Source organism: Microbacterium sp. EF45047 (assembly GCF_028472845.1).
GTDB lineage: Bacteria > Actinomycetota > Actinomycetes > Actinomycetales > Microbacteriaceae > Microbacterium > Microbacterium neungamense.
In genome coordinates, this window is record NZ_CP069429.1 from 426,962 (window position 1) to 449,210 (window position 22,249).

General features: G+C 71.1%; 24 protein-coding genes, 2 tRNA genes and 2 pseudogenes. 19 read left to right on the forward strand and 9 right to left on the reverse strand.

What is annotated here, in order from left to right; translation table 11 throughout:
- Positions 1-74 precede the first annotated feature (74 nt).
- A pseudogene (locus JRG78_RS02070) lies at positions 75-437 on the reverse strand (carbohydrate ABC transporter permease); the annotation flags it as partial.
- Between the two features lie 11 nt (positions 438-448).
- Here JRG78_RS02070 and JRG78_RS02075 point away from each other — a divergent pair.
- From JRG78_RS02075 to JRG78_RS02095, 5 genes are all read left to right on the forward strand, one after another.
- Positions 449-958, forward strand: coding sequence for a nucleoside deaminase (locus JRG78_RS02075; protein ID WP_259607345.1), 510 nt, complete (start codon positions 449-451; stop codon positions 956-958).
- Positions 959-992: 34 nt separating this feature from the next.
- The gene (locus tag JRG78_RS02080; protein WP_259607347.1) at positions 993-1,484 is read left to right on the forward strand and encodes an FBP domain-containing protein; all 492 of its coding nucleotides are present in this window, start codon (positions 993-995) and stop codon (positions 1,482-1,484) included.
- An 89-nt stretch (positions 1,485-1,573) separates the two neighbouring features.
- The gene (locus tag JRG78_RS02085; protein ID WP_259607348.1) at positions 1,574-2,371 is read left to right on the forward strand and encodes an enoyl-CoA hydratase/isomerase family protein; all 798 of its coding nucleotides are present in this window, start codon (positions 1,574-1,576) and stop codon (positions 2,369-2,371) included.
- Between the two features lie 115 nt (positions 2,372-2,486).
- A complete protein-coding gene (locus tag JRG78_RS02090) occupies positions 2,487-3,608 on the forward strand; it encodes a hypothetical protein (protein ID WP_259607349.1) in 1,122 nt (373 codons plus the stop codon).
- A complete protein-coding gene (locus JRG78_RS02095; protein WP_259607350.1) occupies positions 3,605-4,417 on the forward strand; it encodes an inositol monophosphatase family protein in 813 nt (270 codons plus the stop codon). The genes JRG78_RS02090 and JRG78_RS02095 overlap by 4 nt, the downstream gene beginning before the upstream one ends.
- A 232-nt stretch (positions 4,418-4,649) precedes the next feature.
- Here the strand turns inward: JRG78_RS02095 and JRG78_RS02100 are convergent, their stop codons facing one another.
- Entirely contained in the window at positions 4,650-4,799 is a 150-nt protein-coding gene (locus tag JRG78_RS02100) for a hypothetical protein (RefSeq protein WP_259607351.1), read from the reverse strand.
- 304 nt (positions 4,800-5,103) lie between these two features.
- Here JRG78_RS02100 and JRG78_RS02105 point away from each other — a divergent pair, with 304 nt between their 5' ends.
- The 13 genes from JRG78_RS02105 (at position 5,104) to glmM (ending at position 15,334) form a co-directional block, all read left to right on the forward strand.
- Positions 5,104-6,285, forward strand: coding sequence for a M23 family metallopeptidase (locus tag JRG78_RS02105; RefSeq protein ID WP_259607352.1), 1,182 nt, complete (start codon positions 5,104-5,106; stop codon positions 6,283-6,285).
- A 51-nt stretch (positions 6,286-6,336) separates the two neighbouring features.
- Positions 6,337-6,408 (forward strand) — tRNA-Thr (locus JRG78_RS02110).
- Positions 6,409-6,441: 33 nt separating this feature from the next.
- Positions 6,442-6,515, forward strand: a tRNA-Met gene (locus JRG78_RS02115).
- A 119-nt stretch (positions 6,516-6,634) separates the two neighbouring features.
- Positions 6,635-6,775, forward strand: a complete 141-nt coding sequence (locus tag JRG78_RS12555; protein ID WP_336297699.1) for a hypothetical protein — start codon at positions 6,635-6,637, stop codon at positions 6,773-6,775.
- A 9-nt stretch (positions 6,776-6,784) separates the two neighbouring features.
- A complete protein-coding gene (gene mmuM / locus JRG78_RS02120) occupies positions 6,785-7,630 on the forward strand; it encodes a homocysteine S-methyltransferase (RefSeq protein WP_336297719.1) in 846 nt (281 codons plus the stop codon).
- The gene (locus tag JRG78_RS02125; RefSeq protein ID WP_259607353.1) at positions 7,602-7,904 is read left to right on the forward strand and encodes a nucleotidyltransferase family protein; all 303 of its coding nucleotides are present in this window, start codon (positions 7,602-7,604) and stop codon (positions 7,902-7,904) included. The genes mmuM and JRG78_RS02125 overlap by 29 nt, the downstream gene beginning before the upstream one ends.
- 1 nt (position 7,905) lies before the next feature.
- A complete protein-coding gene (locus JRG78_RS02130) occupies positions 7,906-8,931 on the forward strand; it encodes a HepT-like ribonuclease domain-containing protein (protein WP_259607354.1) in 1,026 nt (341 codons plus the stop codon).
- Positions 8,932-8,935: 4 nt separating this feature from the next.
- Positions 8,936-9,814, forward strand: coding sequence for a tRNA pseudouridine(38-40) synthase TruA (truA, locus tag JRG78_RS02135; RefSeq protein ID WP_259607355.1), 879 nt, complete (start codon positions 8,936-8,938; stop codon positions 9,812-9,814).
- A 255-nt stretch (positions 9,815-10,069) separates the two neighbouring features.
- Positions 10,070-10,738: an endonuclease/exonuclease/phosphatase family protein gene (locus tag JRG78_RS02140; protein ID WP_259607356.1), complete on the forward strand. Its 669-nt coding sequence runs from the start codon at positions 10,070-10,072 to the stop codon at positions 10,736-10,738.
- A 145-nt stretch (positions 10,739-10,883) separates the two neighbouring features.
- Positions 10,884-12,809, forward strand: a complete 1,926-nt coding sequence (locus JRG78_RS02145) for a DUF4012 domain-containing protein (RefSeq protein ID WP_259607357.1) — start codon at positions 10,884-10,886, stop codon at positions 12,807-12,809.
- A gap of 193 nt (positions 12,810-13,002) precedes the next feature.
- Positions 13,003-13,449 (forward strand): 50S ribosomal protein L13, encoded by a 447-nt coding sequence (gene rplM / locus JRG78_RS02150; protein WP_259607358.1) that lies wholly within the window; start codon positions 13,003-13,005, stop codon positions 13,447-13,449.
- A 26-nt stretch (positions 13,450-13,475) separates the two neighbouring features.
- A complete protein-coding gene (gene rpsI / locus JRG78_RS02155) occupies positions 13,476-13,961 on the forward strand; it encodes a 30S ribosomal protein S9 (protein ID WP_272653565.1) in 486 nt (161 codons plus the stop codon).
- Between the two features lie 17 nt (positions 13,962-13,978).
- Positions 13,979-15,334: a phosphoglucosamine mutase gene (glmM, locus tag JRG78_RS02160; RefSeq protein WP_259607360.1), complete on the forward strand. Its 1,356-nt coding sequence runs from the start codon at positions 13,979-13,981 to the stop codon at positions 15,332-15,334.
- Positions 15,335-15,636: 302 nt separating this feature from the next.
- On the opposite strand, the gene JRG78_RS02165 is transcribed toward glmM, so the two are convergent.
- The 7 genes and pseudogenes from JRG78_RS02165 to JRG78_RS02195 form a co-directional block, all read right to left on the reverse strand.
- Positions 15,637-15,924, reverse strand: a complete 288-nt coding sequence (locus tag JRG78_RS02165) for a hypothetical protein (protein ID WP_259607361.1) — start codon at positions 15,922-15,924, stop codon at positions 15,637-15,639.
- Between the two features lie 248 nt (positions 15,925-16,172).
- Entirely contained in the window at positions 16,173-16,325 is a 153-nt protein-coding gene (locus JRG78_RS02170; protein WP_272653566.1) for a hypothetical protein, read from the reverse strand.
- Positions 16,326-16,376: 51 nt separating this feature from the next.
- Complete coding sequence (locus tag JRG78_RS02175; protein WP_272653567.1) at positions 16,377-16,889, reverse strand: hypothetical protein; 513 nt, start codon at positions 16,887-16,889, stop codon at positions 16,377-16,379.
- 94 nt (positions 16,890-16,983) lie between these two features.
- Positions 16,984-17,367: pseudogene (locus JRG78_RS12655) on the reverse strand (arsenate reductase/protein-tyrosine-phosphatase family protein); the annotation flags it as partial.
- A complete protein-coding gene (locus JRG78_RS02185; RefSeq protein ID WP_272653569.1) occupies positions 17,364-17,771 on the reverse strand; it encodes a VanZ family protein in 408 nt (135 codons plus the stop codon). The gene JRG78_RS02185 and the pseudogene JRG78_RS12655, both read right to left, overlap by 4 nt.
- A gap of 188 nt (positions 17,772-17,959) precedes the next feature.
- Positions 17,960-19,057, reverse strand: a complete 1,098-nt coding sequence (locus tag JRG78_RS02190) for a glycosyltransferase (protein ID WP_259607363.1) — start codon at positions 19,055-19,057, stop codon at positions 17,960-17,962.
- The gene (locus JRG78_RS02195; RefSeq protein WP_259607364.1) at positions 19,057-20,367 is read right to left on the reverse strand and encodes a UDP-glucose dehydrogenase family protein; all 1,311 of its coding nucleotides are present in this window, start codon (positions 20,365-20,367) and stop codon (positions 19,057-19,059) included. Before JRG78_RS02195 ends, JRG78_RS02190 begins: the two co-directional genes overlap by 1 nt.
- Positions 20,368-20,506: 139 nt before the next feature.
- Here JRG78_RS02195 and JRG78_RS02200 point away from each other — a divergent pair, with 139 nt between their 5' ends.
- On the forward strand, positions 20,507-22,027 hold the full coding sequence (locus JRG78_RS02200) for an O-antigen ligase family protein (protein ID WP_259607365.1): 1,521 nt from the start codon (positions 20,507-20,509) through the stop codon (positions 22,025-22,027).
- The last annotated feature ends 222 nt before the right edge of the window (positions 22,028-22,249 follow it).

Below are 22,249 nucleotides of genomic sequence, written 5' to 3' on the forward strand. Positions count from 1 at the left end.
CGCCGCCCGTCGCCGCACGCCCGAGCGCCGGCACAGCGGCCCCCGCAGCGCCGGCGCCCGGCCGGGCATCCGTCCTACTTGATCGAGCCGCGCGTAACGCCGGAGATCACCCAGCGCTGCGAGAAGATGTACACGATCAGCAGCGGGGCCATCGCCATCAGATACGAGGCGAACGCGACCGTGTAATCGGTGTTGAACTGCCCCTGCAGCACGTACTGCGCGAGCGGCAGCGTGCGCGCACCGGGATCGGTGAGCACCACCAGCGGCAGGATGAAGTCGTTCCACGCCCACACGCAGGTGAGGATGCCGACCGTCGCGTTCATCGGCGCCAGCAGCGGGAAGATGATCTGCCAGAACACCCGCCATGTGGACGCCCCGTCCACGCGCGCCGCCTCCTCGAGCTCCAGCGGGATCGAGCGGATGTACGCGGAGTAGAGAGGAGCCCGTCATGGCCGATGCACCCGCGCCCGTCACCGATCCCGAGGACCTGCTGCGCCTGCGCCGCTGCCTGGAGCTCGCCCGCGAGGCGCTGGAGGCCGGTGACGAACCGTTCGGATCGCTGCTCGTCGACGCGGACGGCACGGTCCGCTTCGAGGATCGGAACCGGGTCGCCGGCGGCGACCGCACCCGGCATCCGGAGTTCGAGATCGCGCGCTGGGCCGCCGCGCACCTGACGCCCGAGGAGCGGCGAGACGCCACCGTCTACACCTCCGGCGAGCACTGTCCGATGTGCAGCGCGGCGCACGCCTGGGTCGGGCTCGGCCGGATCGTGTACGCGGCGAGTTCGGCGCAGCTCGCGGAATGGCACGCCGCGTGGGGCGTGGCTCCCGGGCCGGTCGCGGGGCTGCCGATCGGCGTCATCGCTCCCGGGATCGCTGTCACCGGACCCGCCCTCGAGCTCGCCGACGAGATCGAAGCGCTGCACCGTGCGTTCATCGACCGTCAGCGAGCGCGATGAACCCGCGCCGGCCGCGCCTTCCTAGACTGGGACGATGCGACCGCTCACCGAGGCCGACGTCCGCGCGTCGATCGTCAACGCCGAGCCGGAGGAGATCGCCCAGCTCGGGATGCCGCACGACTTCCTCCTGATCGACTGGGACTACCTCGACTTCCTCGCCTGGCGCGACACCGTCTCCAGCCGCCGCGGGTGCGTGGTCGTGCAGCACGAGGGGCATCCCGTGGGCATCCTGCTGCGCTCCACCGACCCTGGCCGTGCCCGCTCCGGCATGTGCAACATCTGCCACACGCTGCAGCCGGGCAACCAGGTGGCGCTCTTCACCGCGCGCCGCACCGGAGCCCGCGGGGCCCGCGGCGACAGCGCAGGCACCTACATCTGCGCCGATCTGTCCTGCCACGAGAACGTGCGCCTCGCGCACCCGCTCGCCCCGAACGAGGTGCGCGCCCCGGGGCAGGCCGACATGCGGCTGGACGGCACCCGTCGGCGCATGGAGGCGTTCGTGGCGCGGGTCGTCGGGGAGTCCTGAGCCACGTCGCGCTCGGTTAGGATGGATTCACCGAAGCGCGCGAGCCCGTCGCGCGGCGGCATTCGAGCATCCGGCATCGAGGGAGAGCCATGAGCGACGCCATCCTGTTCACGGTCGACGAGGGACTGGCGCGGCTCACGCTGAACCGTCCGGCACGGCTGAACGCGTTCAACGCCGAGCTCGCGCACGCGTGGCGGGACGTCACCACCGAGGCCGTCGCCCGCGCGGACGTGAAGGCCATCCTGCTCGACGCTGCGGGCCCGGCCTTCTGCGCCGGCGGCGACGTCATCGACATGGCGCGCACGATGGGCTCGGGGGAGGAGATCACGGCCTTCGCCCGCGTGATCAACGAGGGCATCCTCGCGCTGACGTCGTCGGCGATCCCCGTCGTCGCGGCCGCCCACGGTACGACCGCCGGGGGAGGGCTGGGCATCCTGCTCTGCAGCGACTACGCCGTCGTGGGCGCCCGCTCGCGGCTGGGCAGCCTCTACGCGAACATCGGGCTCACCCCCGACCTGTCCGTCTCGGCGCAGCTCGCCCGCGCGATCGGGGAGCGCCGCGCGCTGCAGCTCGTGCTGCAGGACCGGCTGCTCACCGCCGCCGAGGCCCGCGAGTGGGGGCTCGTCGCCGAGGTCGTGGAGGGAGCGGATGCCGCGGCCGAGGCGGATGCGGTGCGCGCACGTGCCGAGGAGATCGCCCGGTTCTGGCTCGCCGGGGCGACGGATGCCTACGGCCAGGCGAAGCGTCTGGTGCGGTCGCAGCCGGCGCGCGGCTTCGCCGAGCAGCTGGAGGAGGAGGCCCGCACGATCGGCGCCGCCTTCGACACCGAGGACGCCAAGGCGGGCATCGCCGCGTTCGCCGCGGCCTCGGAGCGCGCCGCGCGCTGACTCGCTCTCCCTAGCCGACGCCCTCCGCGGAGTTGTCCACCGCTCCCGGGCCCCGAGCGGGCGGCGGATGCGGCGCATGGCAGGATGAGACCACGACGCCGACGAGAGGATCATCATGTCTGACGCCCCCACCACTGCGCCGAATCGGCCGAACACCTCGCTGCTGCTTCGCGGCGCGATCTGGATCGCCATCGGCGCCCTCATCGCGGCCGCGTTCGTGTGCGTGGTGTGGGTGCTCATCGGCGACCAGGACGGCCTGGTCGGCCGGGCGTTCCTCACCATCTTCCTGCTCGCGGCGTTCGCCGGTGTCGCAATCGCCGAGACCGGTCTGGCGCCCAACCGGCCGGACTGGCTGGCGCTGACCAGCATGATCACCTGGATCATCGCGCTCCTCGTCGGGGCGGTGAAGATCTGGCTTCCGGAGTCGGAGGAGGAGTACTACGGGCTGGAGGCCGCGCGCTTCCTGCAGTTCCTGCTCGTGGTCGGCATCCTGCAGCTGGCGCTGCTGCACGTGCGCCTCTACCTCAAGGCCGCGCGGCGGCATGTGACCGCGTTCACGCGCGGGATCGTCATCGGCACCCTGGTGCTGCTGGGCGTGCTGGTGGCGCTGCTGGTGTTCGCCCTGACCTTCCCGCACACCTTCGAGTACGGCGAGTTCTACTGGCGCATCGTCGTCGCCGTGACGATCCTCGTCGCGGTCGGCACGACGCTGATCCCGCTGCTGAACGCGCTGTTCGCCCCCAAGCGGCAGCCCGCGCCGGCCGCGGCACCCACGGTGGCCGCCTGGCCCACATATGCCGACGGTCGGACGCCGCTTCCGGTGATGCCGGACGGGTCGCCGGACTGGAACGCCTACTACACCGGCTACCCCACCTACCCGGCTGTGCAGCAGCCGCTGCAGTCGCCCGCCCCGGCGGCGACGCCGGCGGCCGAGACCGCGGGGCACCCGCAAGCGCAGACCTTCGCCGGTGCCTCGTCGGCGTACGCCGGGCCGCCGTCGCCCGGATTCCCGCCGCCCCCGCCCGCGGCGCCGCAGTCCCCGCCCGCTGCGGCGCCGGAGCCGCCCGCCGCACCGCAGGATCCCTTGACCGCGCCGCAGACGCCACAGCCGCCTCAAGCGCCGCAGGATCCCTTGACCGCGCCGCAGGATCCGTCGACCGCGCCGCAGGCGCCACAGCCGCCTCAACCGCCGCAGGATCCGTCGACCGCGCCGCAGGCCCCGCAGGCTCCGCGATGACCACGGCTGCAGAGCTCGGCGCGCTCGCCGCGGACATCGCCGCCGAAGCGGGCGACCTCGCCCGCCGCCGACGCGAGGCCGGCGTCCCCCTCGCCGCGACGAAGTCCACCCTGGCCGACATCGTCACCGAAGCCGACCGCGAGGTGGAGGAGCTGATCCGCGGACGCCTGCGCCGGGAGCGCCCCGGCGACGGGTTCCTCGGCGAGGAGTCCGGAGCGGAGCGCGGCGCCACGGAGTACACCTGGGTCGTCGACCCCATCGACGGCACGGTCAACTACGCGTACGGCATCCCCGGTTACTCGGTGAGCATCGCGGTCGTCGCCGGCGAGCCGACGCCCGAGCAGTGGCGCGGTGTCGCCGCGGCCGTCTGCGCTCCCCGCCTGGACGAGCTTTTCACCGCCGTCGCCGGCGAGGGTGCGTGGCTCGACGGCATCCGTCTCGCCGTCACCACCGAGCAGCCCGCCGGCGCCCTCCTCGGCACCGGATTCGGCTACGACCCGGCCACCCACGACGGCGACCTGCGGACCGTGCGCCGCGCGATGACGATGGCTCGGGACCTGCGCCGGATGGGGTCGGCGGCCATCGACCTCGCCTACGTCGCCGCCGGACGCCTGGACGGCTTCTTCGAGCGCGGTCTGCAGCCCTGGGATTTCGCCGCCGGGGCGCTGCTCATCGAGGAGGCGGGCGGCGTCGTCAGCCGCTTCGACACCGACTCCCGGCGGCCCCTGTTCGTCGCGGGCGGCCGCGCCGTGCACGACCGGCTGCGCGAACTCGTCGCCGGCGACCCTCCTCCGGATGACGGAGGGTGACCGGTTCATGGCATTCCCAGGTCTGAACCGGTAGTGTTTACCCGATCGTTACTTTCGTTGCCCGAACAACCGAAGTGACCAAGCCCTCCCCAGCTTGAACAACCCGAGAGAACCCCGACTTGCCCGCTGAACTCCCCCCGGTTGCGCCCGCGCTCACGCGACGCTCCAACCGTCTCCGCACCGCGCCCGCGGTCGGGGGCACGTCGACGCCCGTCACCGACGCCGACCCGCGTCAGACCCCCTCCGGCTCCTCGTTCTTCGTCACGAACGACGCCGGGGCGACGACTTCCGCACCGTCTTCTGCAGCCGACTCGCCCTCCGCCTCGGCTCCGGCACCGTCCGCCTCGGCACCGTCCGCCTCGGCTCCGGCACCGTCTTCCACTTCGGCACGGTCTGCTGCTCCGGCGTCCGCCGCGACGGCCTCCGCCCCCGCGCCGGCCCCGCTCACCCGCCGCGCCCGCCGCCAGTCGGCCCAGTCTGCGCCGTCCCGTCACGACGCCCCCGCGCCCGGTCGCACCGAGGCTCGCGTCGAGACCCGCCGGCACGAAGCGCACCTGCCGACCCCTGTCGAAGCCCGCCGTCACGACGGTCACGCCCCCGCTCGTCACGACGCGCACGCCCCGGCCGGCGTCGAGTCGGTCGACGCCGACCCGACCCGCCCCGCGGCCGAGGCCTCCCTGGCCGAGATGTTCGCCGAGCCGGCCGGCGACGCAGACGACGCGCTCCGCACGGTGATGTCCTCCCGCCTCCCGGACCTTGAGGACACGATCCCGGTGTCCCGCGTCGCGGCATCCGCGGTGGAGGAATCCCACGGGGTCGACGACCCGATGCCCTCGTGCGACACCGCCGCACCGCACGACCTCCCCCGCGCGAGCGAGCTTCCCCGCGCGGCCGAGCGTCTTTCCCGCGTGAACGACGACGCAACGGTCGTCCTCGAGGGCGACGCCTTCACCGCGGCCGCCCAGGCCTTCGGCTTCGACGCCGACGCGGACTCCGAGACGGCGACCGGCGCAGCGCGGGAGACCGGCGCAGCGCGGCAGACCGTCACGGCCGCACCTGCCGCCGCCACATCCGCCGCGTCGACCCCCGCCGCTTCCCGTCGGCCGCGCGTGCTGCGCAACATCCTCGCCGGCGGCGCAAGCGTCGGCGTGATGGGCGTCGCCTGCCTCCTCACCGTCTCGATGACGCTGCCGGCCGGCGCCGTCGCCGCGGCGCAGGGCCCGGGTGCCCAGACGGTCACCAGCCTGGTCGCCCCGCAGAAGGAGGGCACCGGCGCGAACGCCGTCGACGAGGACGAGATCCAGGCGTTCGTGGCCTCCTCCGACGTGCAGACCGAGCAGCTGGCGCGGTCCGAGAACTACTCGACCGTCTCGCTCGCCGAGGTGGCCGCCCAGGAGGGCATCAACTACTCCACCGACGTCTTCACCAACGACCCGGACGCCGCGATCCAGTGGCCGTTCATCGTCGGCACGTCGATGAGCTACGGCTACGGCATGCGCGACGGCCGCCTGCACGAGGGCATCGACTTCACCCCCGGCTCCGGCGCCCCGATCCAGGCGATCGCCGACGGCACGGTCCGCACCGCGACGGAGTCCGACGGCGCGTACGGCGTCAGCGTGTACATCGACCACGTCATCGACGGCCAGGTGATCACCAGCCACTACGCGCACATGCAGTACGGCTCGCTGCGCGTCCAGGCCGGCGACAAGGTCAAGGTCGGCGACACCGTCGGACTGGTCGGGAACACCGGCCGCTCGTTCGGCGCCCACCTGCACTTCGAGCTCATCGTCAACGGAAGCACCATCGACCCGATGCCGTGGCTCAAGGAGAACGCCGGTCGTTACGACGGGGTCGCCCCGGTTTCGTAACTCGGCCGTCGAGATGCTATTCTCGACTGGTTGCCCGGACAGGGCAGCAACGCCCCGATAGCTCAGTGGCAGAGCACTTCCATGGTAAGGAAGGGGTCGTCAGTTCAATCCTGACTCGGGGCTCTGGCATCCGCTCTCGCGAGCCGGTTGCATCGCGGCGGAGTAGCTCAGTTGGTGAGAGCGCACGACTCATAATCGTGAGGTCGCGGGTTCGAGTCCCGCCTCCGCTACGCAGATCAAGCCCTCGGTTCGCCGGGGGCTTCGTCGTTCCCGGGTCGATCCCGTGTCACATCCCCGGACCCCGTCGAACCGCCCGATAGGCTGCCGGAGCCCGACCCGAAGGAACCCGATGCCCGCCCGTCACGACCTGATCCAGCACCTGGCGAACGGGAACGAGATCTTCCTCGACGGCGCTCTTGCCACCGAGCTGGAGCGTCGCGGCTGCGACCTCGCCGACCCGCTCTGGTCCGCCAAGGTGCTCGTCGAGTAGCCCGAGGTCATCGCGGAGGTGCACCGCGACTACTTCGAGGTCGGCGCCCAGTGCGCCACCACCGCCAGCTACCAGGCCAGCGTGGAGGGATTCTCGGCTCGCGGCATCGACGGCCAGACCGCGCTCGACCTCATCGCGCGCAGCGTGCTCCTCGCGGAGGCGGCGCGTGAGGCGGCCCTCGACGCGAACCCCGACGGCCCGCCGCTGTTCGTCGCCGGGTCCGTCGGCCCGTACGGCGCCTACCGGGCGGACGGCTCGGAGTACCGCGGCGACTACGACCTGACCCGGGACGAGTTCATCGCGTTCCACCGTCCGCGCGCGACCGCGCTGGCAGAGGCCGGCGCCGACGTCCTCGCCGTGGAGACGCTGCCGAAGCTGACCGAGGCGCTCGCCGTGGCCACGCTCGCCGACGAACTCGGCATCCCCGCCTGGTACTCGTTCTCCCTGCGCGACGCGCGTCACCTCAGCGACGGCACGCCCCTCGCCGACGTCGCGCGCGCCTTCGAGGGCCGCCCCAGCGTGGTCGCGATCGGGGTGAACTGCGTCCCCGCCGACCTCGTCACTCCCGCGCTCGAGGAGCTCGCCGGGCACACCTGGCTGCCGCTGATCGTCTACCCGAACTCCGGGGAGAGCTACGACCCCGTCGCCAAACGCTGGGCCGGTGGCGGTGCATCCGCCTCGCTCGCCGACCTCGCACCGCAGTGGCGCGAGCGCGGCGCGAAACTCATCGGCGGATGCTGCCGCACCACGCCCGCCGACATCGCTGCACTGGCGGCGGCCCTGCGTTCCGGCTCCGGCAGGAGCGCTGCAGGGCTAAACTCGGGCCATGGGACTGCAGGTCGACCTGGATCGTGAAGTGATCGCGCGTATCGCGCGTTCGCACGCTGTTCAACGCTTGCACGTCTTCGGATCCGCGACCACGTCACGGTTCCGCGAGGAGAGCGATGTGGATGTCCTCGTTGAGTTCCACGCCGGCGTCCAGGATCCGTTCGACGCCTACTTCGGCTTGAAGGAAGACCTTGAGAAGGTGCTCGGAAGGCCTGTCGACCTCGTGATGGCGAGTGCTGTCCGGAATCCGTATTTCCGCGCCCGAGCGGCGGGCGAAGCTCAGGAGATCTATGCGGCCTGACTTGCTCGCGCTGCTGTGGGATGTGCGGGCGGCGTCTGAGCAGATCGCGGAGTTCATCGAAGGGCTTGATCAGGTCGCATACCTCGCGGATGGCCTCCGGCGGTCGGCCGTGGAACGCCAGCTCGAGATCATCGGGGAAGCTTTGAACCGTCTTCGAAGACTCGATCCCGAGATGGCTGACCAGATTCCGGAGATCAATCGCATCATCGGACTCCGCAACATTCTCGCCCATGGATACGCGACGGTCGACGATGACGTCGTCTGGACAGCGGCATCAACCCGTGTTCCGGAACTTCGTGCGATCGTGCGATTCTTGATCACCGCGGAGCAACGCCGAAGGGACGGCTCTGTCCTGGGCGACACTGTAGAGGTTCGGGTCTGGTTCGACGGCGACACGGGTACGGAGGACGGGGTTGAACCTCGCGAAGCGCTCATCGCGGGTGAACCCACCGAGGCGCTGATACACGCGTTGACAAGGACGTTCGGTCCGCTGTCTCAGAGTCCGTCGGTGGTCGTCCGGGAAGGCCGCGCGACGCGCTATTGGGTGGGAGTGATCACGGACGATGTGACGCTCGCAGATGCAGCCCGGCTGGCCGACGGTGAGGTCCTGCAGGTCGATGTGCATGGCCGCGGCGGTGACTTCATTCCGCTGGTGTGGGACGTGGTGCAGGCGGGTCTGACAATCGCGACACTCGTACAGGGCGGGCGTGCAGTCACGCGCGCACTTGATCGCGCGCGCACAAAGAGGCAGCGTCTCGCTGCCCAGGCATGGGTAGATGGCGGAGCCGACGATCAGCCCCCGATGGAACTTCGGCAAGCCGTCTGCTCTGAGCGAGAGTGGACGCGTGCGGAGTTCGACCGGTTTTTGGTCTGGATCGAGCCACTGGATCTCGGTTGCTACGGACTCTGGGCTTCGAGAAGATCTCCAGTAACCCCGAAACGTGGAGCGACTCACGCAGCAACTGACCCCGCCGACATCGCTGCACTGGCGGCGGCCCGGCGCGAAGGGGCCGCGCCGATAGGCTGAATCCGTGCGCATTCGGTTGGACATCGCCTACGACGGCACGCACTTCCGCGGCTGGGCGAAGCAGCCGGGCCTGCGCACCGTGCAGGGGGTGCTCGAGGCGGCGCTGGCCCGCATCGTCGGCTCCGAGGTGCAGTTCGTCGTCGCCGGGCGCACGGATGCCGGGGTGCACGCCACCGGGCAGGTCGCGCACGTCGACCTCGACGACGCGCAGTGGGCCCGCGTGGAATCGCGGCACGGTCGCGCCGCGCACGATCCCGCCGGATCGATCGCGGGACGGATGCGGGGTGTGCTCGGCGCCTACGCGGACGCCACCGTCACCGCGAGCTCCCTCGCCCCGGAGGGGTTCGACGCCCGCTTCTCCGCCGTCTGGCGGCGGTACCGGTACCGGCTCGCCGACGCCGTGAGCGGCTACGACCCGCTGCGCCGGAACGACACCACCAGCATCCGTGGCGAACTCGACGTCGACGCGATGGACGCCGCCGCCCGCACGCTCATCGGCCTGCACGATTTCGCCGCCTACTGCAAGGGGCGCGAGGGCGCCACCACGATCCGCACGCTGCTCGACTACCGCTGGCACCGCGACGAGGAGGGCGTGCTCGTCGCCGAGGTCAAGGCCGACGCGTTCTGCCACAGCATGGTCCGCGCCCTCGTCGGCGCGTGCGCGGCGGTGGGGGAGGGGCGCCTCGACGTCGACGACCTGGTGACCCTGCGCGACGCGCTCACCCGCACCAGCGAGTTCAAGGTGCTCGCCGCCCGCGGCCTCACCCTGACCGAGGTCGGCTACCCGGCCGACGAGCTGCTCTCCGCCCGCGCCGAGCAGACCAGGGCCCGCCGCGACCGCGACGGCTCGGTGCCCGGGATGGACCCCGTCGACGACGAGTGACCGGCACTCCCCGGCATCCGGAACCCCTGCCCGCCCGGCATCCGGAACCTGTGCCCGCCCGGCATCCGGAACCCCTGCCCGCCCGGCATCCGGAAAACGGAGATCAGTCGGTGTGCCGCCGGCGTGTCGGGCCGGGACACGCCGGGCGGGCGCCGGTTCGTCCGGATTTTCCGAAGCAACTCGCCGGTGGTGATTCGTCGTAACACCGTCCAGCCCCTTGCGTCATCCGCGGGACGGGCTACTAGCGTGGGCGCCATGAGGGTCATCTCGTACAACCTGCGTAAGCACCGGGCCGCGAGCGAACTCGCGCAGCTGGTCGCCGCGCAGGCCCCCGACATCCTCTGCCTGCAGGAATGCGACACCACCGCCCTCCCGGACGCCGTCGACGGCCTCACGCTCGTGCGCGCCACCGCCGGCAACCGCCTGGGGCTGGCGATGTACGCCCGCGCCAACACCTTCCGCATCGACGACGTGCGCACCATCGGCCTGAAGAAGTCGCTGCACGACCGGATGCTGAAACCCGCCCATGAACGCGTCCTCGGCGCCCGGATGCACGAGATCGACAGCGGGCGCGGGCTGATCGTGGCCTCCTTTCACGCCGCGCCGCTCACCGCGCTGAACTCCCTGCGCCGCAACCAGATCCGGGCCGCCCTGAACGAGCTCGAGGCGATGGGCCCGGGGCTCCCGGTGCTCATGGTCGGCGACTACAACTACCCCGTCTTCAAGGAGAACCTCGGGCAGACCGTGCGCGAGCACGGCTACGCGCTCACGCTCAGCGACGACCACACCTACACGCGCTACCGGGTGTTCCGCGGTCACTACGACTTCGCGACTTCGGTCGGGTTCCACATCGACAGCATCCGCACCCTGCCGCAGGGCACCAGCGACCACCGGCCGATCCTCGTGACGGCGGAGGCGGCGTAGCCGCGGCGCACCTCGATGCGGACCAGGCCGTCCAGACCCGTGAACGCCTCCCGGTCCCGCGTGACGAAGTTCGCGATCAGCCATAGGACGCGAGCACGCCCGGCAGTATCCTTGTGCGAACAGTCCAGCGTCGGGGGAGGATGCCATGGGTGTGCGGTCCGCATCTCGTAGGGGCGATGACGACGGACGCGCGGACGGGGTCGACGATGTCGAGCAGCTGTTCGCCGCCGACTCCGGCGACGAGAGCCCGCCGCGCCGTAAGCGCCGGCATCCGGTGCGCGCCGCGATCCTGTGGACCCTCCTCGTCCTGATCCTGCTCGCCATCGCCGCCGCGATCGCGGGTGCGGTCTTCGTCAACCAGGCGATGCAGGTGCGCGACGATCTGCAGGCGGCGAAGTCGAAGATGTCCCAGCTGGTGCCGCTCGTGCGCGCCGGCGACACCGCGAAGATCGACCAGGTCTCCGCGGAGGTGCTCGAGCTGACGGCATCCGCCGACCGCACCGCGAGCAACGATCTGTGGACGTTCGCCAGCCGGGTGCCCTGGGTGGGCGCGAACGTCACCGCCGTCAGCGAGACGACCCAGGCCACGCACATCCTGGTGCGCGACGCCATGCCGATCATGCTCGACCTGATGAAGGTCGCCGACATCGGCAACATCAAGGTCGAGGGCGGCGGCATCAACCTCGAGCCGTTCCGTGCCGCGCAACCGCAGATCCCGGCACTGCGCGCGGTGTTCGACGAGGCGAAGTCGCACGTCGACCGGATCGACCGGGACGCCATCCACCCGATGATCGAGGAGAACATCGGGCAGATCGTCGACGTGATCGACGATGCGGCGCCCGCTCTCGCCTTCGCGGAGAAGCACCTGCCCCTCGTCCTGTCCGTGCTCGGCGCGGACGGCCCCCGCACGTACGCCCTGCTGTTCCAGAACAACGCCGAGATCCGCGCCACCGGCGGCAACCCGGGCGCGGGCACCATCCTGCTCGTCGACAACGGCAGGGTGACGATGCGCGACGACCCGCAGGCGCGCATCTTCGTCAACGAGGGCCCGACCGGGCGCTACCGGGTGGGGCTGGACTCCCCGGAGAAGATGGCGCTGTTCGAGGAGGACACCTGGTTCTACTCGCAGAACTACACCCGGCCCCCGGACTTCGCGGATGCCGCGACGATGGTGAACGGTCTGTGGGCGCAGACCATCGGCGGCCGCCCCGACGGCATCATCGCACTCGACCCCGTCGTGCTGTCGTACATGCTCAGCGTCGCCGGTCCGGTGACCGTACCGGGGGAGGCGACGCCCGTGACCGCCGACAATGCGGTCAAGCTGCTGTTGAGTGACACCTACGAGCGCTTCGGGAACGACGGTCCGGCCGCGGACGCGTACTTCGCGAAGGTGTCGTCGGCGGTTTTCTCCACCGTGATGAGCGGCGGCTGGGATCCGCTGGCGATGCTCGAGCAGCTGAAGAAGGCGGCGTCCGAGCAGCGCATCTACGCGTGGTTCGCGGACCCCGCCCAGCAGGCGATGGCGGTCGAACTCGGCATCGACGGGCACGTCGCCTCGACGAACGCGGAGGAGACGCAGGTGGGCGTCTACCTCAACGACTCGTCGTACTCGAAGCTCGAGTACTACCTGTCCAACGCCGTCACCGTGACGTGTTCCGCCGAGAACCGGACCGTCACCACCGCCCTCACCATGCAGAACTCCGTGCCCACCGGCGACCTGAGCACCTACACCCTCGGCCACCGGAACCCGAGCTGGGGCTTCCCGCGCACGACGATGCTGCTCGATGTGATCGGCATGGCGCTGCCGGGCGGGCAGCTCGTCGGTGTCGATCCGGCCAGCGGCGACCGCGACGGGTGGGACCGCAGCGGCGTGTACAACGGCCGCGAGACCCGCAGCCTGTTCATCGCCGTGCCCAAGGGCGAGTCGCGCACGGTCTCGTTCACCTCGACCGTGCCGGCCGACGCCGCCGCTCCGCTCGCAGTGCGGTACACGCCCACCGTCACTCAGACTCCGGTGACGATCGATCCGTCGTGCGACGCGCTGTTCCCGCGGGCGGACGCCGCGCAGTGACCCTCGCTTTGCGCCGCGGATGCCGGATGCCGTAAGCTTGACCTTTGGTGCCCGGCTGCCGGGTGCCGCGAACGTGAGCCCTCCACTGGCGCTGTTCCCGCTCGGACCCTGAGCTTGTCGAAGGGTCATGATCGGGAACCACCCCGGAGTGGGATTCACGAACACCTCCGTTCGACAAGAAAGCAGCACTATCGTGACGCGCACTTACACCCCGAAGGCCGGGCAGGTCCAGCGTGACTGGGTCGTCATCGACGCCACTGACGTCGTCCTCGGCCGTCTGGCTTCGCACGCCGCCGCACTCCTGCGCGGCAAGCACAAGCCGACCTTCGCCAACCACATCGACACCGGTGACTTCGTCATCATCGTGAACGCCGACAAGGTCGCGCTCACCGGTCAGAAGCTCCAGAAGAAGCTGGCCTACCGCCACTCCGGCTACCCGGGCGGCCTCAAGTCGGTGAACTACGCCGAGCTCCTCGAGAAGAACCCGGTCCGCGCCGTGGAGAAGGCCGTCCGCGGCATGCTCCCGAAGAACAGCCTGGGCCGCCAGCAGCTGTCGAAGCTGAAGGTGTACGCCGGTGCCGAGCACCCGCACGCCGCTCAGCAGCCCACGCCGTACACGCTCGACCAGGTCGCCCAGTAAGCGCCGCTCAGACTAAGGACATACTCGTGGCCGACATCCAGGACACCACCGAATTCCCGCAGAACTACTCCACCGCGACCCCTGAGGCAGAGGTCGTGGAGAACGCTCCCCGCCCCGTGCTGAGCGTTCCCGGCGCCGCCGTGGGCCGTCGCAAGCAGGCCATCGCCCGCGTGCGTCTGATCCCCGGCTCGGGCGTCATCACGGTCAACGGCCGTACCCTCGAGGACTACTTCCCGAACAAGCTGCACCAGCAGCTGATCACCGACCCGTTCACCGCGCTGAACCTCGTCGGCGCGTACGACGTCATCGCCCGCATCTCGGGCGGCGGCGACTCGGGCCAGGCAGGCGCTCTGCGCCTCGGCATCGCCCGCGCGCTGAACAACATCGACGCCGAGAACAACCGCCCGACCCTGAAGAAGGCCGGCTTCCTCTCCCGTGACGCTCGCGTCAAGGAGCGCAAGAAGGCCGGTCTCAAGAAGGCCCGCAAGGCCCCGCAGTACTCGAAGCGCTGATCGACGCCGTTCCATACATGGCACTGTTCGGTACGGACGGGGTGCGGGGGCTGGCGAACGGCACCCTCACCGCCGAGCTTGCGCTCAACCTGGCCCAGGCGACTGCTGTCGTCCTGGGCCAGGGCCGTATCGCCGAGGCGCGTCGCGCCGCCGGCAAGCGGCTCACCGCGGTCGTCGCTCGCGACCCGCGGATCTCCGGTCACTTCCTCAGCGCGGCCGTCGAGGCGGGTCTCGCATCGTCGGGAGTGGACGTGCTGGATGCCGGTACGCTGCCGACCCCCGCGGCGGCGTTCCTCATCTCGGACATCGACGCCGACTTCGGCGTGATGATCTCGGCGTCCCACAACCCCGCGCCCGACAACGGGATCAAGATCTTCGCCCGCGGCGGCGTGAAGCTGCCCGACATCGTCGAGCAGCGCATCGAGCAGGCGATGTCCGGCCCGAAGCTGCAGCCCACCGGCGGTGACGTCGGCCGCGTGCAGCGCTTCTCGGATGCCGAGGACCGCTACGTCATGCACCTGCTGGCCTCGCTGCCGCACCGGCTGGAGGGCATCCACGTGGTGCTCGACTGCGCCAACGGCGCGGCATCCGGAGCGTCCCCCGAGGTGTTCCGCAACGCGGGCGCGAAGGTGACCGTCATCGGCGCCGATCCGGACGGCCTGAACATCAACGACGGCGTCGGTTCGACCCACCTCGACAAGCTCGCGGCCGAGGTCGTGCGCGTAGGCGCTGACGTCGGCATCGCCCACGACGGCGACGCGGACCGCTGCCTCGCGGTGGATGCCGATGGCAACGTCGTCGACGGCGACCAGATCATGGCGATCCTCGCGGTCGCGATGAAGGAGCGCGGCAAGCTCAAGCACGACACCCTCGTGGCGACCGTGATGAGCAACCTGGGCCTGCACGTCGCGATGCGCGAGCACGGCATCACTGTGCGCCAGACCGCGGTCGGCGACCGGTACGTGCTCGAGGACATGAACGCCGGCGGATACTCGCTCGGCGGCGAGCAGTCCGGGCACGTGATCATGAGCGACTACGCGACCACCGGTGACGGGCTGCTGACCGGCCTGCACCTGGTCGCCGAGATGGCGCGGCAAAAGAAGACGCTCGCCGAGCTCGCGTCGATCATGACCGTGTACCCGCAGCTGCTGGTGAACGTGAAGGACGTCGACAAGACCCGCGTGAACGACGAGTTCGTCATGGCGGCCGTGCGGGAGTGCGAGCAGGAGCTCGGCGAGACCGGCCGGGTGCTGCTGCGCGCGTCGGGCACGGAGTCGCTCGTGCGCGTCATGGTCGAGGCAGCGGATGCCGAGACCGCACAGCTGCACGTCGACCGGCTGGCCACGATCGTCAAGGAACGCCTCGCCCTCTGACCCTCGCCCGCCGGTCGTAGAGCGAGCACCGCCGCAGGCGGAGCGAGACGAAACGCGCGCTCCTCCCGGGTCGGCCCCTTCCCGGTCGTTGAGCGAGCGGAGCGAGACGAAACGCGCGCTCCTCCCGGGTCGGCCCCTTCCCGGTCGTTGAGCGAGCGAAGCGAGACGAAACGCGCGCTCCTCCCGGGTCGGCCCCTTCCCGGTCGTTGAGCGAGCGGAGCGAGACGAAACGCGCGCTCCTCCCGGGTCGGCCCCTTCCCGGTCGTTGAGCGAGCGAAGCGAGACGAAACGAGCTCGCCGGTTCAGCGCGCCGTGATCAGATGTCGCGGCGGCCCTTCGATGCGCGCCACGGCGATCTTCACCTCGGTGAGTTCGTCCTTCACTGCGTCGAAGCGTCCGGTGAACTTCTCGTCGAGTGCCCGGATCTCTCCGGTGAGCTTCTCGTCGACGGACTTGATCTCGGCAGTGAACTTGTCATTGAACGACGCGAACCTGGCGTCCATCCGGTGGATCACCCATGCGAAGCCCGCGAACATACCGACTCCGAGTGTCACGAGCGCGCTGATGATCGTGACGAGCTCCTCGGACATGTACATGCCTCCATTGTGACGCGGCCTGATCGGGGTTGTCAGCCCACGGTAACGCCCGTGCCGAGGCGCGTCGGCCTCTCCGCTGGCCGCTGTGGAGGACTCGCCACAGCGGCTCTGTGTGGAGGAGAGGCGTTTCGTCTCGTTTCGCCTGCGGCTGCGCTCGCTCAACGACCGGGAGGGGCGGCTGCGCTCACTCAACGACCGGGAGGGCGCTCCGCTCGCTCAACGACCGGGAGGTGACGGGCGGTTCAGGGACCGGGAGGGGCGGCGCAGACGCGGAAGACGGGCCCGTCGACGAGGATCTCGGTGGTGCAGGGGTCGTGCGTCAGGCGCGGCGTCTCGGCCATACCGGGGGCGTCGAACAGGCCGATGTGCGCGCCAGACAGGAACACGGCCGACACCGGCGCGCCCCAGGGCTGTGCCGCCAGCCACTCGGTGTCGGACTCCTCGACCTACTCGCGGATCGGCTCCACCACCGCGCGCTGCGCCGCCAGCGTCTCCTGCGGCATGAACGGGCGCTGCGCGTGCAGTACGTCGCCCGCCGCGGCGGTCAGCCCGATCACGCCGACCGCGACGGCGACACCGCCGCGCACCGCCGCCCCGGCCGGCCGCAGGTCGGCGCGCCACAGCATCCGTGCCCCCCACACCGCGACCGCCGCGAGGATCGGGACGAACGCGAAGATCCCCGGTGCCGGATGCCGCACCCAGAGCGGCAGATCGGACGACAGGGACCACCAGCCCAGGTAGTTCGCCAGGCCCGCCACCGTCGCCGCGGTCGTCGCCCGCACCCGCACCGGAATGCCGGCGCCGTTGCGCCGCCCGGCCCAGAATCCGCCGACGATCAGCAGCAGCGCCGCCAGCACGGCGAGCAGCGGCATCCACCACGGCAGGAACCACGCGTCGAGCATGGTGCGGAACTTCTCGATCGGCGTGTTCGGCGGGTACGTGTACGTGTTCCCGAACATGAAGTTCTTGATGTCGCGCAGGTGGACGTAGTAGCCGGCCGGGCGAGCGGTGCTCGCGCGTCATCGTCAGCACCAGGTCGCTCTCGCCGAGGATGCCCTCGGTGAGCAGCCGGGCGGCGTGGCCCGCGGCATCCGTCTCGAGCGCGCCGAAGCGCGTGGCCAGCGCGGCCGCCGGCTCGGTCATGCCGTGGCCGACGAGCGCGTGCGTGCCGGCGCTGTGCACGCGCACGCCCAGCCCCTGCAGGCGGGCGCGCAGCAGGACCTCGGCCATCGGCGAGCGGCAGATGTTCCCGGTGCAGACGGTAAGGATGGTCGCCTCGGCGACCGCGGTCGCAGGCGCGACGGATGCCGGCTGGGCGGGCGGGAACAGACCGGTCGGCTGAGGCGGCAGCGGGGGAGCGTCCGGCAGGGCTTCGCGCAGCTGCCGCAGCTCGCGGCGGCTCAGGCGGGGCAGGGTGTCGCCGTCGGGGTCACTCATCCCTCCAGGGTACGGCGAGTCTCGTCGCGGAGTGCACGGGCGCCGGCCACCAGCCCCCAGCCGCCGACGGCGCCGAGCGTGTTGGCGACGAGGTCGGAGAAGGACGGATACCGGCTCGGGAGGAGGATCTGCACCGCCTCGATCGTCACGGTGGTGGCGAGCCCGGTGGCGGCGATGGCCCAGCCCGACAGTCGCGGCCAGCCGGCGGCGAGCAGCAGCCCGAGCGGCACGAACAGGGCGATGTTCGCGAGGAACTCGAGCACGGGGTAGCCGAGCGCGTAGGGGACGATGTCGCGGGCGGCCAGGAAGCGCGCCAGACGGTTCACGATGCCGGTGGCCACGGCGGCCTGCTCGCCGGGCAGCCAGGTGAGCAGGAGGAGCACCACGGAGTACGGGGCGAGCACGAGGCGGGGGAGGAAGCGGAGGGGGTCGAGGGTGGCGGAGCGGCGGGGAGGGGACGACGCTTCGACGGGCTCAGCGTCCGGGTGCGGGCGGGACGCTTCGACGGGCTCAGCGTCCGGGAAGTCGGACCCTTCGACAGGCTCAGGGTCCGAGATAGGCTCAGGGTCCGGGGCGGGCTCAGGGGCCGGGGTCATCGGACGAACTCGCGGATGCGGGCGGTGAAGACGGACTCGCGGAAGCGGCCCACGGCGGCCTCCGCGTCGAAACACGGCAGGGCGATCGCGGCGGTGATGGCGGCGGCGAGGGCCCCGGCATCCGATGCGTCTGCCGTCACCCCGCTCACCCCGGCAGTGTACGTCTCGGTCTGGCCGCCCACCGGTCCGGTGACGACCGGGGTGCCGGCGGCCTGTGCCTCCACCGGCAGGATCCCGAAGTCCTCCACCGCCGGGAACACGAATGCGGAGGCCCGCTGCAGCAGCGCATACAGCAGAGCGTCCGACGGTGCGATGATGAACCGCACCGGCGTGCCCGCCGTCTCGGCGAGCGCGCGCAGCCGCGGCTCGTCCGGACCGCTGCCGGCGATCACGACCGGCAGCCCTGCCCTGGCCCCCGCCGCGATCACGAGATCGAGCCGCTTGTACGGCACGAACCGCGAGGCGCCCAGCACGAAGGCCTCGGGCAGCTCGTCGAGCACCCGCCGTTCGGCGTCGGCGCTCACCTCGGCGCGCCAGTCGTCCCGCGCGAGGATGCGGTCCACCGCCACCGGCGGGTGGATCACCTCGGCGCCCCGCCCCCAGGCGCGACGGATGCGGTCGCGCACGAACGCGCTGTTCGCCGCGATCCGTGTCGCCTCCTGCGCCCGGCGGCGGTCGAGCCGTCGCAGCGCCGGCGCCGCCGCCCGCACCAGGGGCCGGTCGCCGCGCTCGTCGAGCTCGGGATTCCAGATGTACCGGGCGGGAGTGTGCGCGTACACGTACTTCGGCACGTCGCGGCCCGGCATCCGGGCGTGGTGGGCGAAGAGGTGCGAGCTGACCAGCATCCACTCCGCCTCCGGGTCGGCGGCCAGCCGGCGCCACGTCGGGACCATGAACGGCAGCGCGAGCGCCTTGTGCCGGCGCAACGGCGTGCGCGCCAGCCAGCTCTCCCGGGCGCGACCCCCGAAGCGCTCCGGCGCGTCGTCCCACAGGCAGCGGATGCCGGCATCCGGGAACGCCCGCGCCATCGCCTCGAGCACCTGCTCGGCGCCGCCCGACGGTTCGATCCATTCGTGGACGAGGAGTCCGGGCACTACGGGCGCCCCATGCCGAAGTACGTCCAGCCTGCGGCCCGCCAGGCCTTCGGGTCGTACGAGTTGCGGCCGTCGACCACGACCCGACCGCGCGCGAGGGACGCCGCGTGCTCGGGGGTGAGCTGTCGGCGGTACTCGTCCCACTCGGTCACCAGCAGCACCGCATCCGCGTCGCGCAGCGCCTCGTCGCGCTCCGTCACGTACGTCAGCTGCGGATGCAGGCGCCGCGCGTTCTCGATCGCCTGCGGGTCGGTGACGACGACGTCGGCGCCGAGGCCGCGCAGCCGCACCGCCGCATCCAGAGCGGGGGAGTCGCGCACGTCGTCGCTGAACGGCTTGAACGCCGCACCCAGCACCGCCACCTTCTTGCCGAACACGCTTCCCCCCAGGCCGTCGATCACGAGCTGCACGGCGCGATCGCGGCGGCGCAGATTGATGGCATCCACCTCCCGCAGGAAGCTGACCGACTCGCGCCGGCCGAGCTCCTCGGCCCGTGCAGCGAAGGCGCGGATGTCCTTCGGCAGGCATCCGCCGCCGAACCCGATGCCGGCGCCGAGGAACTTGCGGCCGATCCGGGCGTCGTGCCCGATCGCCTCGGCGAGCAGCGTGACATCCGCCCCGGTGACCTCCGCGATCTCCGCCATCGCGTTGATGAACGAGATCTTCGTGGCCAGGAACGCGTTGGCGGCGACCTTGACGAGTTCGGCGGTGGCGTAGTCGGTGACGATGAACGGGGTGTCCTTCGCGATCGCGGGGTGGTACACCTCGCGCAGGACGGATGCCGCGCGCTCGCCCTCGTCGCCGTCGGGGACGCCCACGACGATGCGGTCGGGGTCGATCGTGTCCTGCACGGCCCAGCCCTCGCGCAGGAACTCCGGGTTCCAGACCAGGGTGGCGCCCGTGACCGCGACGCGCTCGGCGAGCACCGCGGCGGTGCCGACGGGCACCGTGGACTTGCCGGCGACGACGTCGCCCGGGCGCAGATGCGGCAGCAGGGAGTCGAAGGCCTCATCGACGTGGCTGAGGTCGGCCGCGTGGCCGCTCTGCTGCTGCGGGGTGCCGACCCCGACGAAGTGCACGTCGGCGCCCGCGGCGGCGGCGATGCCGGTGGTGAAGGTCAGCCGGCCCGAGCGGATGCCCTCGGCGAGCAGCTCCTGCAGGCGGGGCTCGAAGAACGGCGCCTCGCCGCGGGAGAGCGCGGCGATCTTGCCCTCGTCGATGTCGATGCCGACCACGTCGTGCCCGATGGAGGCCATGGCCGCGGCGTGCACGGCCCCGAGATAGCCGCACCCGATGACAGAGAGCCGCACGATCGTTCCTCTTCCCCCAGGGACACCGTAGTCTCATCATGGCGCATGCGTGCGACGCGGAGGTGAACGATCTGGACCCCTCTCCTGTTCGTGGCGAGCGTGCGGGTGTCATACTGAACTCACGCTTGAGGGGGCGGACATGGGGATGGGGCTGGGTACGCGCACGTCCCTTTCGCCGCGCCTCGCGGATGCCTGGTCGCACGTGTGGCAGTGGACGCTCTTCGCCGGCGGCGTCGCGGCCGGCGCCTACCTGCTGCTCGATCGCGGCATCGCGAACGGCGCCGTCACCGCCGCCGCGATCGGGGTGCTGCTGATCGGCCTGGTGCTGACCGGAGCGCAGCCGATGGCCATCCCGCTGATCGCCACGCCCGCGCTGTTCGTCGTCGAGCGGATGGGGCTGGGCGGCGGGGACCTCACCGTGTCGGATGCCGCGCTCGCGGCCGCCTGCGCCACAGCCGTGTTCCTCGGCGACCGCGATCTCAGCCCCCCGATGAAGGCGCTGCTGCGGCTGAACCTCGTCTACCAGTTCGCGACGCTGTTCACGGTGATCGTGAACCCGTTCGTCCAGAACACGATCGAATGGGTCCACGCGTGGCTGCTGATCTCCGGCGCGCTGATCACCGGCTGGGCGATCGGCCGGGCGGGCAAGGCGCGAATCGCGTTCGTGCTGATGCACCTGGTTGCGGCGACGATCGCCGTCGGCGTGCTGATCGCGGCCGTGCCGATGGTCGCGGCCTGGGAGTTCACCGGGGTGTATCCGCAGTGGCCCTGGCCGATGCACAAGAACTTCGCCGGCGGCGCCCTCGCGTTCGTGGCCTTCCTCGCGTACCTCAACCCGGACTGGGCGGCGCTGCCGAAGCGCTGGGCGCGCGCGTCGATGATCCTCGCCGCGGTCGGGCTGCTGCTCACCCAGTCGCGTCAGGCCATGATCGGCCTCCTCGTCGCCCTGCTGATCCACGTCGTCCGGCAGGGCGCGGCGAAGCACTGGGTGCTCATCAGCGCGATCACAGTGCCGGGCGTCGTCCTCATCGTGCAGAGCGTGGTCGAGCAGATCGAATCGCAGAACCGCTTCAATTCGGCGAACCAGCGCCTGGAGTGGATCCGCCAGGTGTACGCGCTCTGGAAGGAGTCGCCCCTGTTCGGGCACGGACTGCGCTACTGGTACGTCACCCCCACCTCGCCCTTCCAGCCGCCGCAGGCCGAGCTCGAGGTGGTGGCCTCGGCCGGCCTGGTGGGGCTGCTCGGCTTCGGCATCATGTGGCTGGGAATCGTCGTGGTCCTCTGGCGACTCGACCCGCGGTTCGGGATGCTCGCGCTCGGATCCGTTCTCGCCCGCATCGTGCAGGCGCAGTTCGACCTGTTCTGGGTGTCGGCGCAGGTGTCGATCCCCTTCGTGATCGCCGGCATCTGCCTCGGAGCGCAGGCGCTCGCCGTCTCTCGCGGCGAATCGAGCGACTACCGGAACACGCGCGGGCGTAAGATCAACCGCAATACACACGGGGGTGGAGATGGAGATCCGCGACTACTTCCTGGCGCTGCGGCGCCACGGAATTGCGATCGTGCTGCTGGTGCTCGTCGGGCTCGGGGCCGGGTACGGCTGGGTTCAGCTGCAGACGCCGGTCTACCAGGCGTCGGCCAGCGGCTTCGCGAAGGCCCGTGACACCATCACCGAGACCGGCGACCAGATCTCCCCCGCCGGCAACGACAGCCTGGCCCGCTCGAAGGTGCAGTCGTTCCTCGACATGGCGACCTGGCGCACGGTCGCCGAGTACGCCGCCGAGGAGATGGGCATCGAGGCTCGGCCGGAGGATCTGGTGCGCCGGATCGAGGTCACGAATCCCCCGGGCACGCCCATCCTCCGGATCACCGCGCAGGGCCCGAC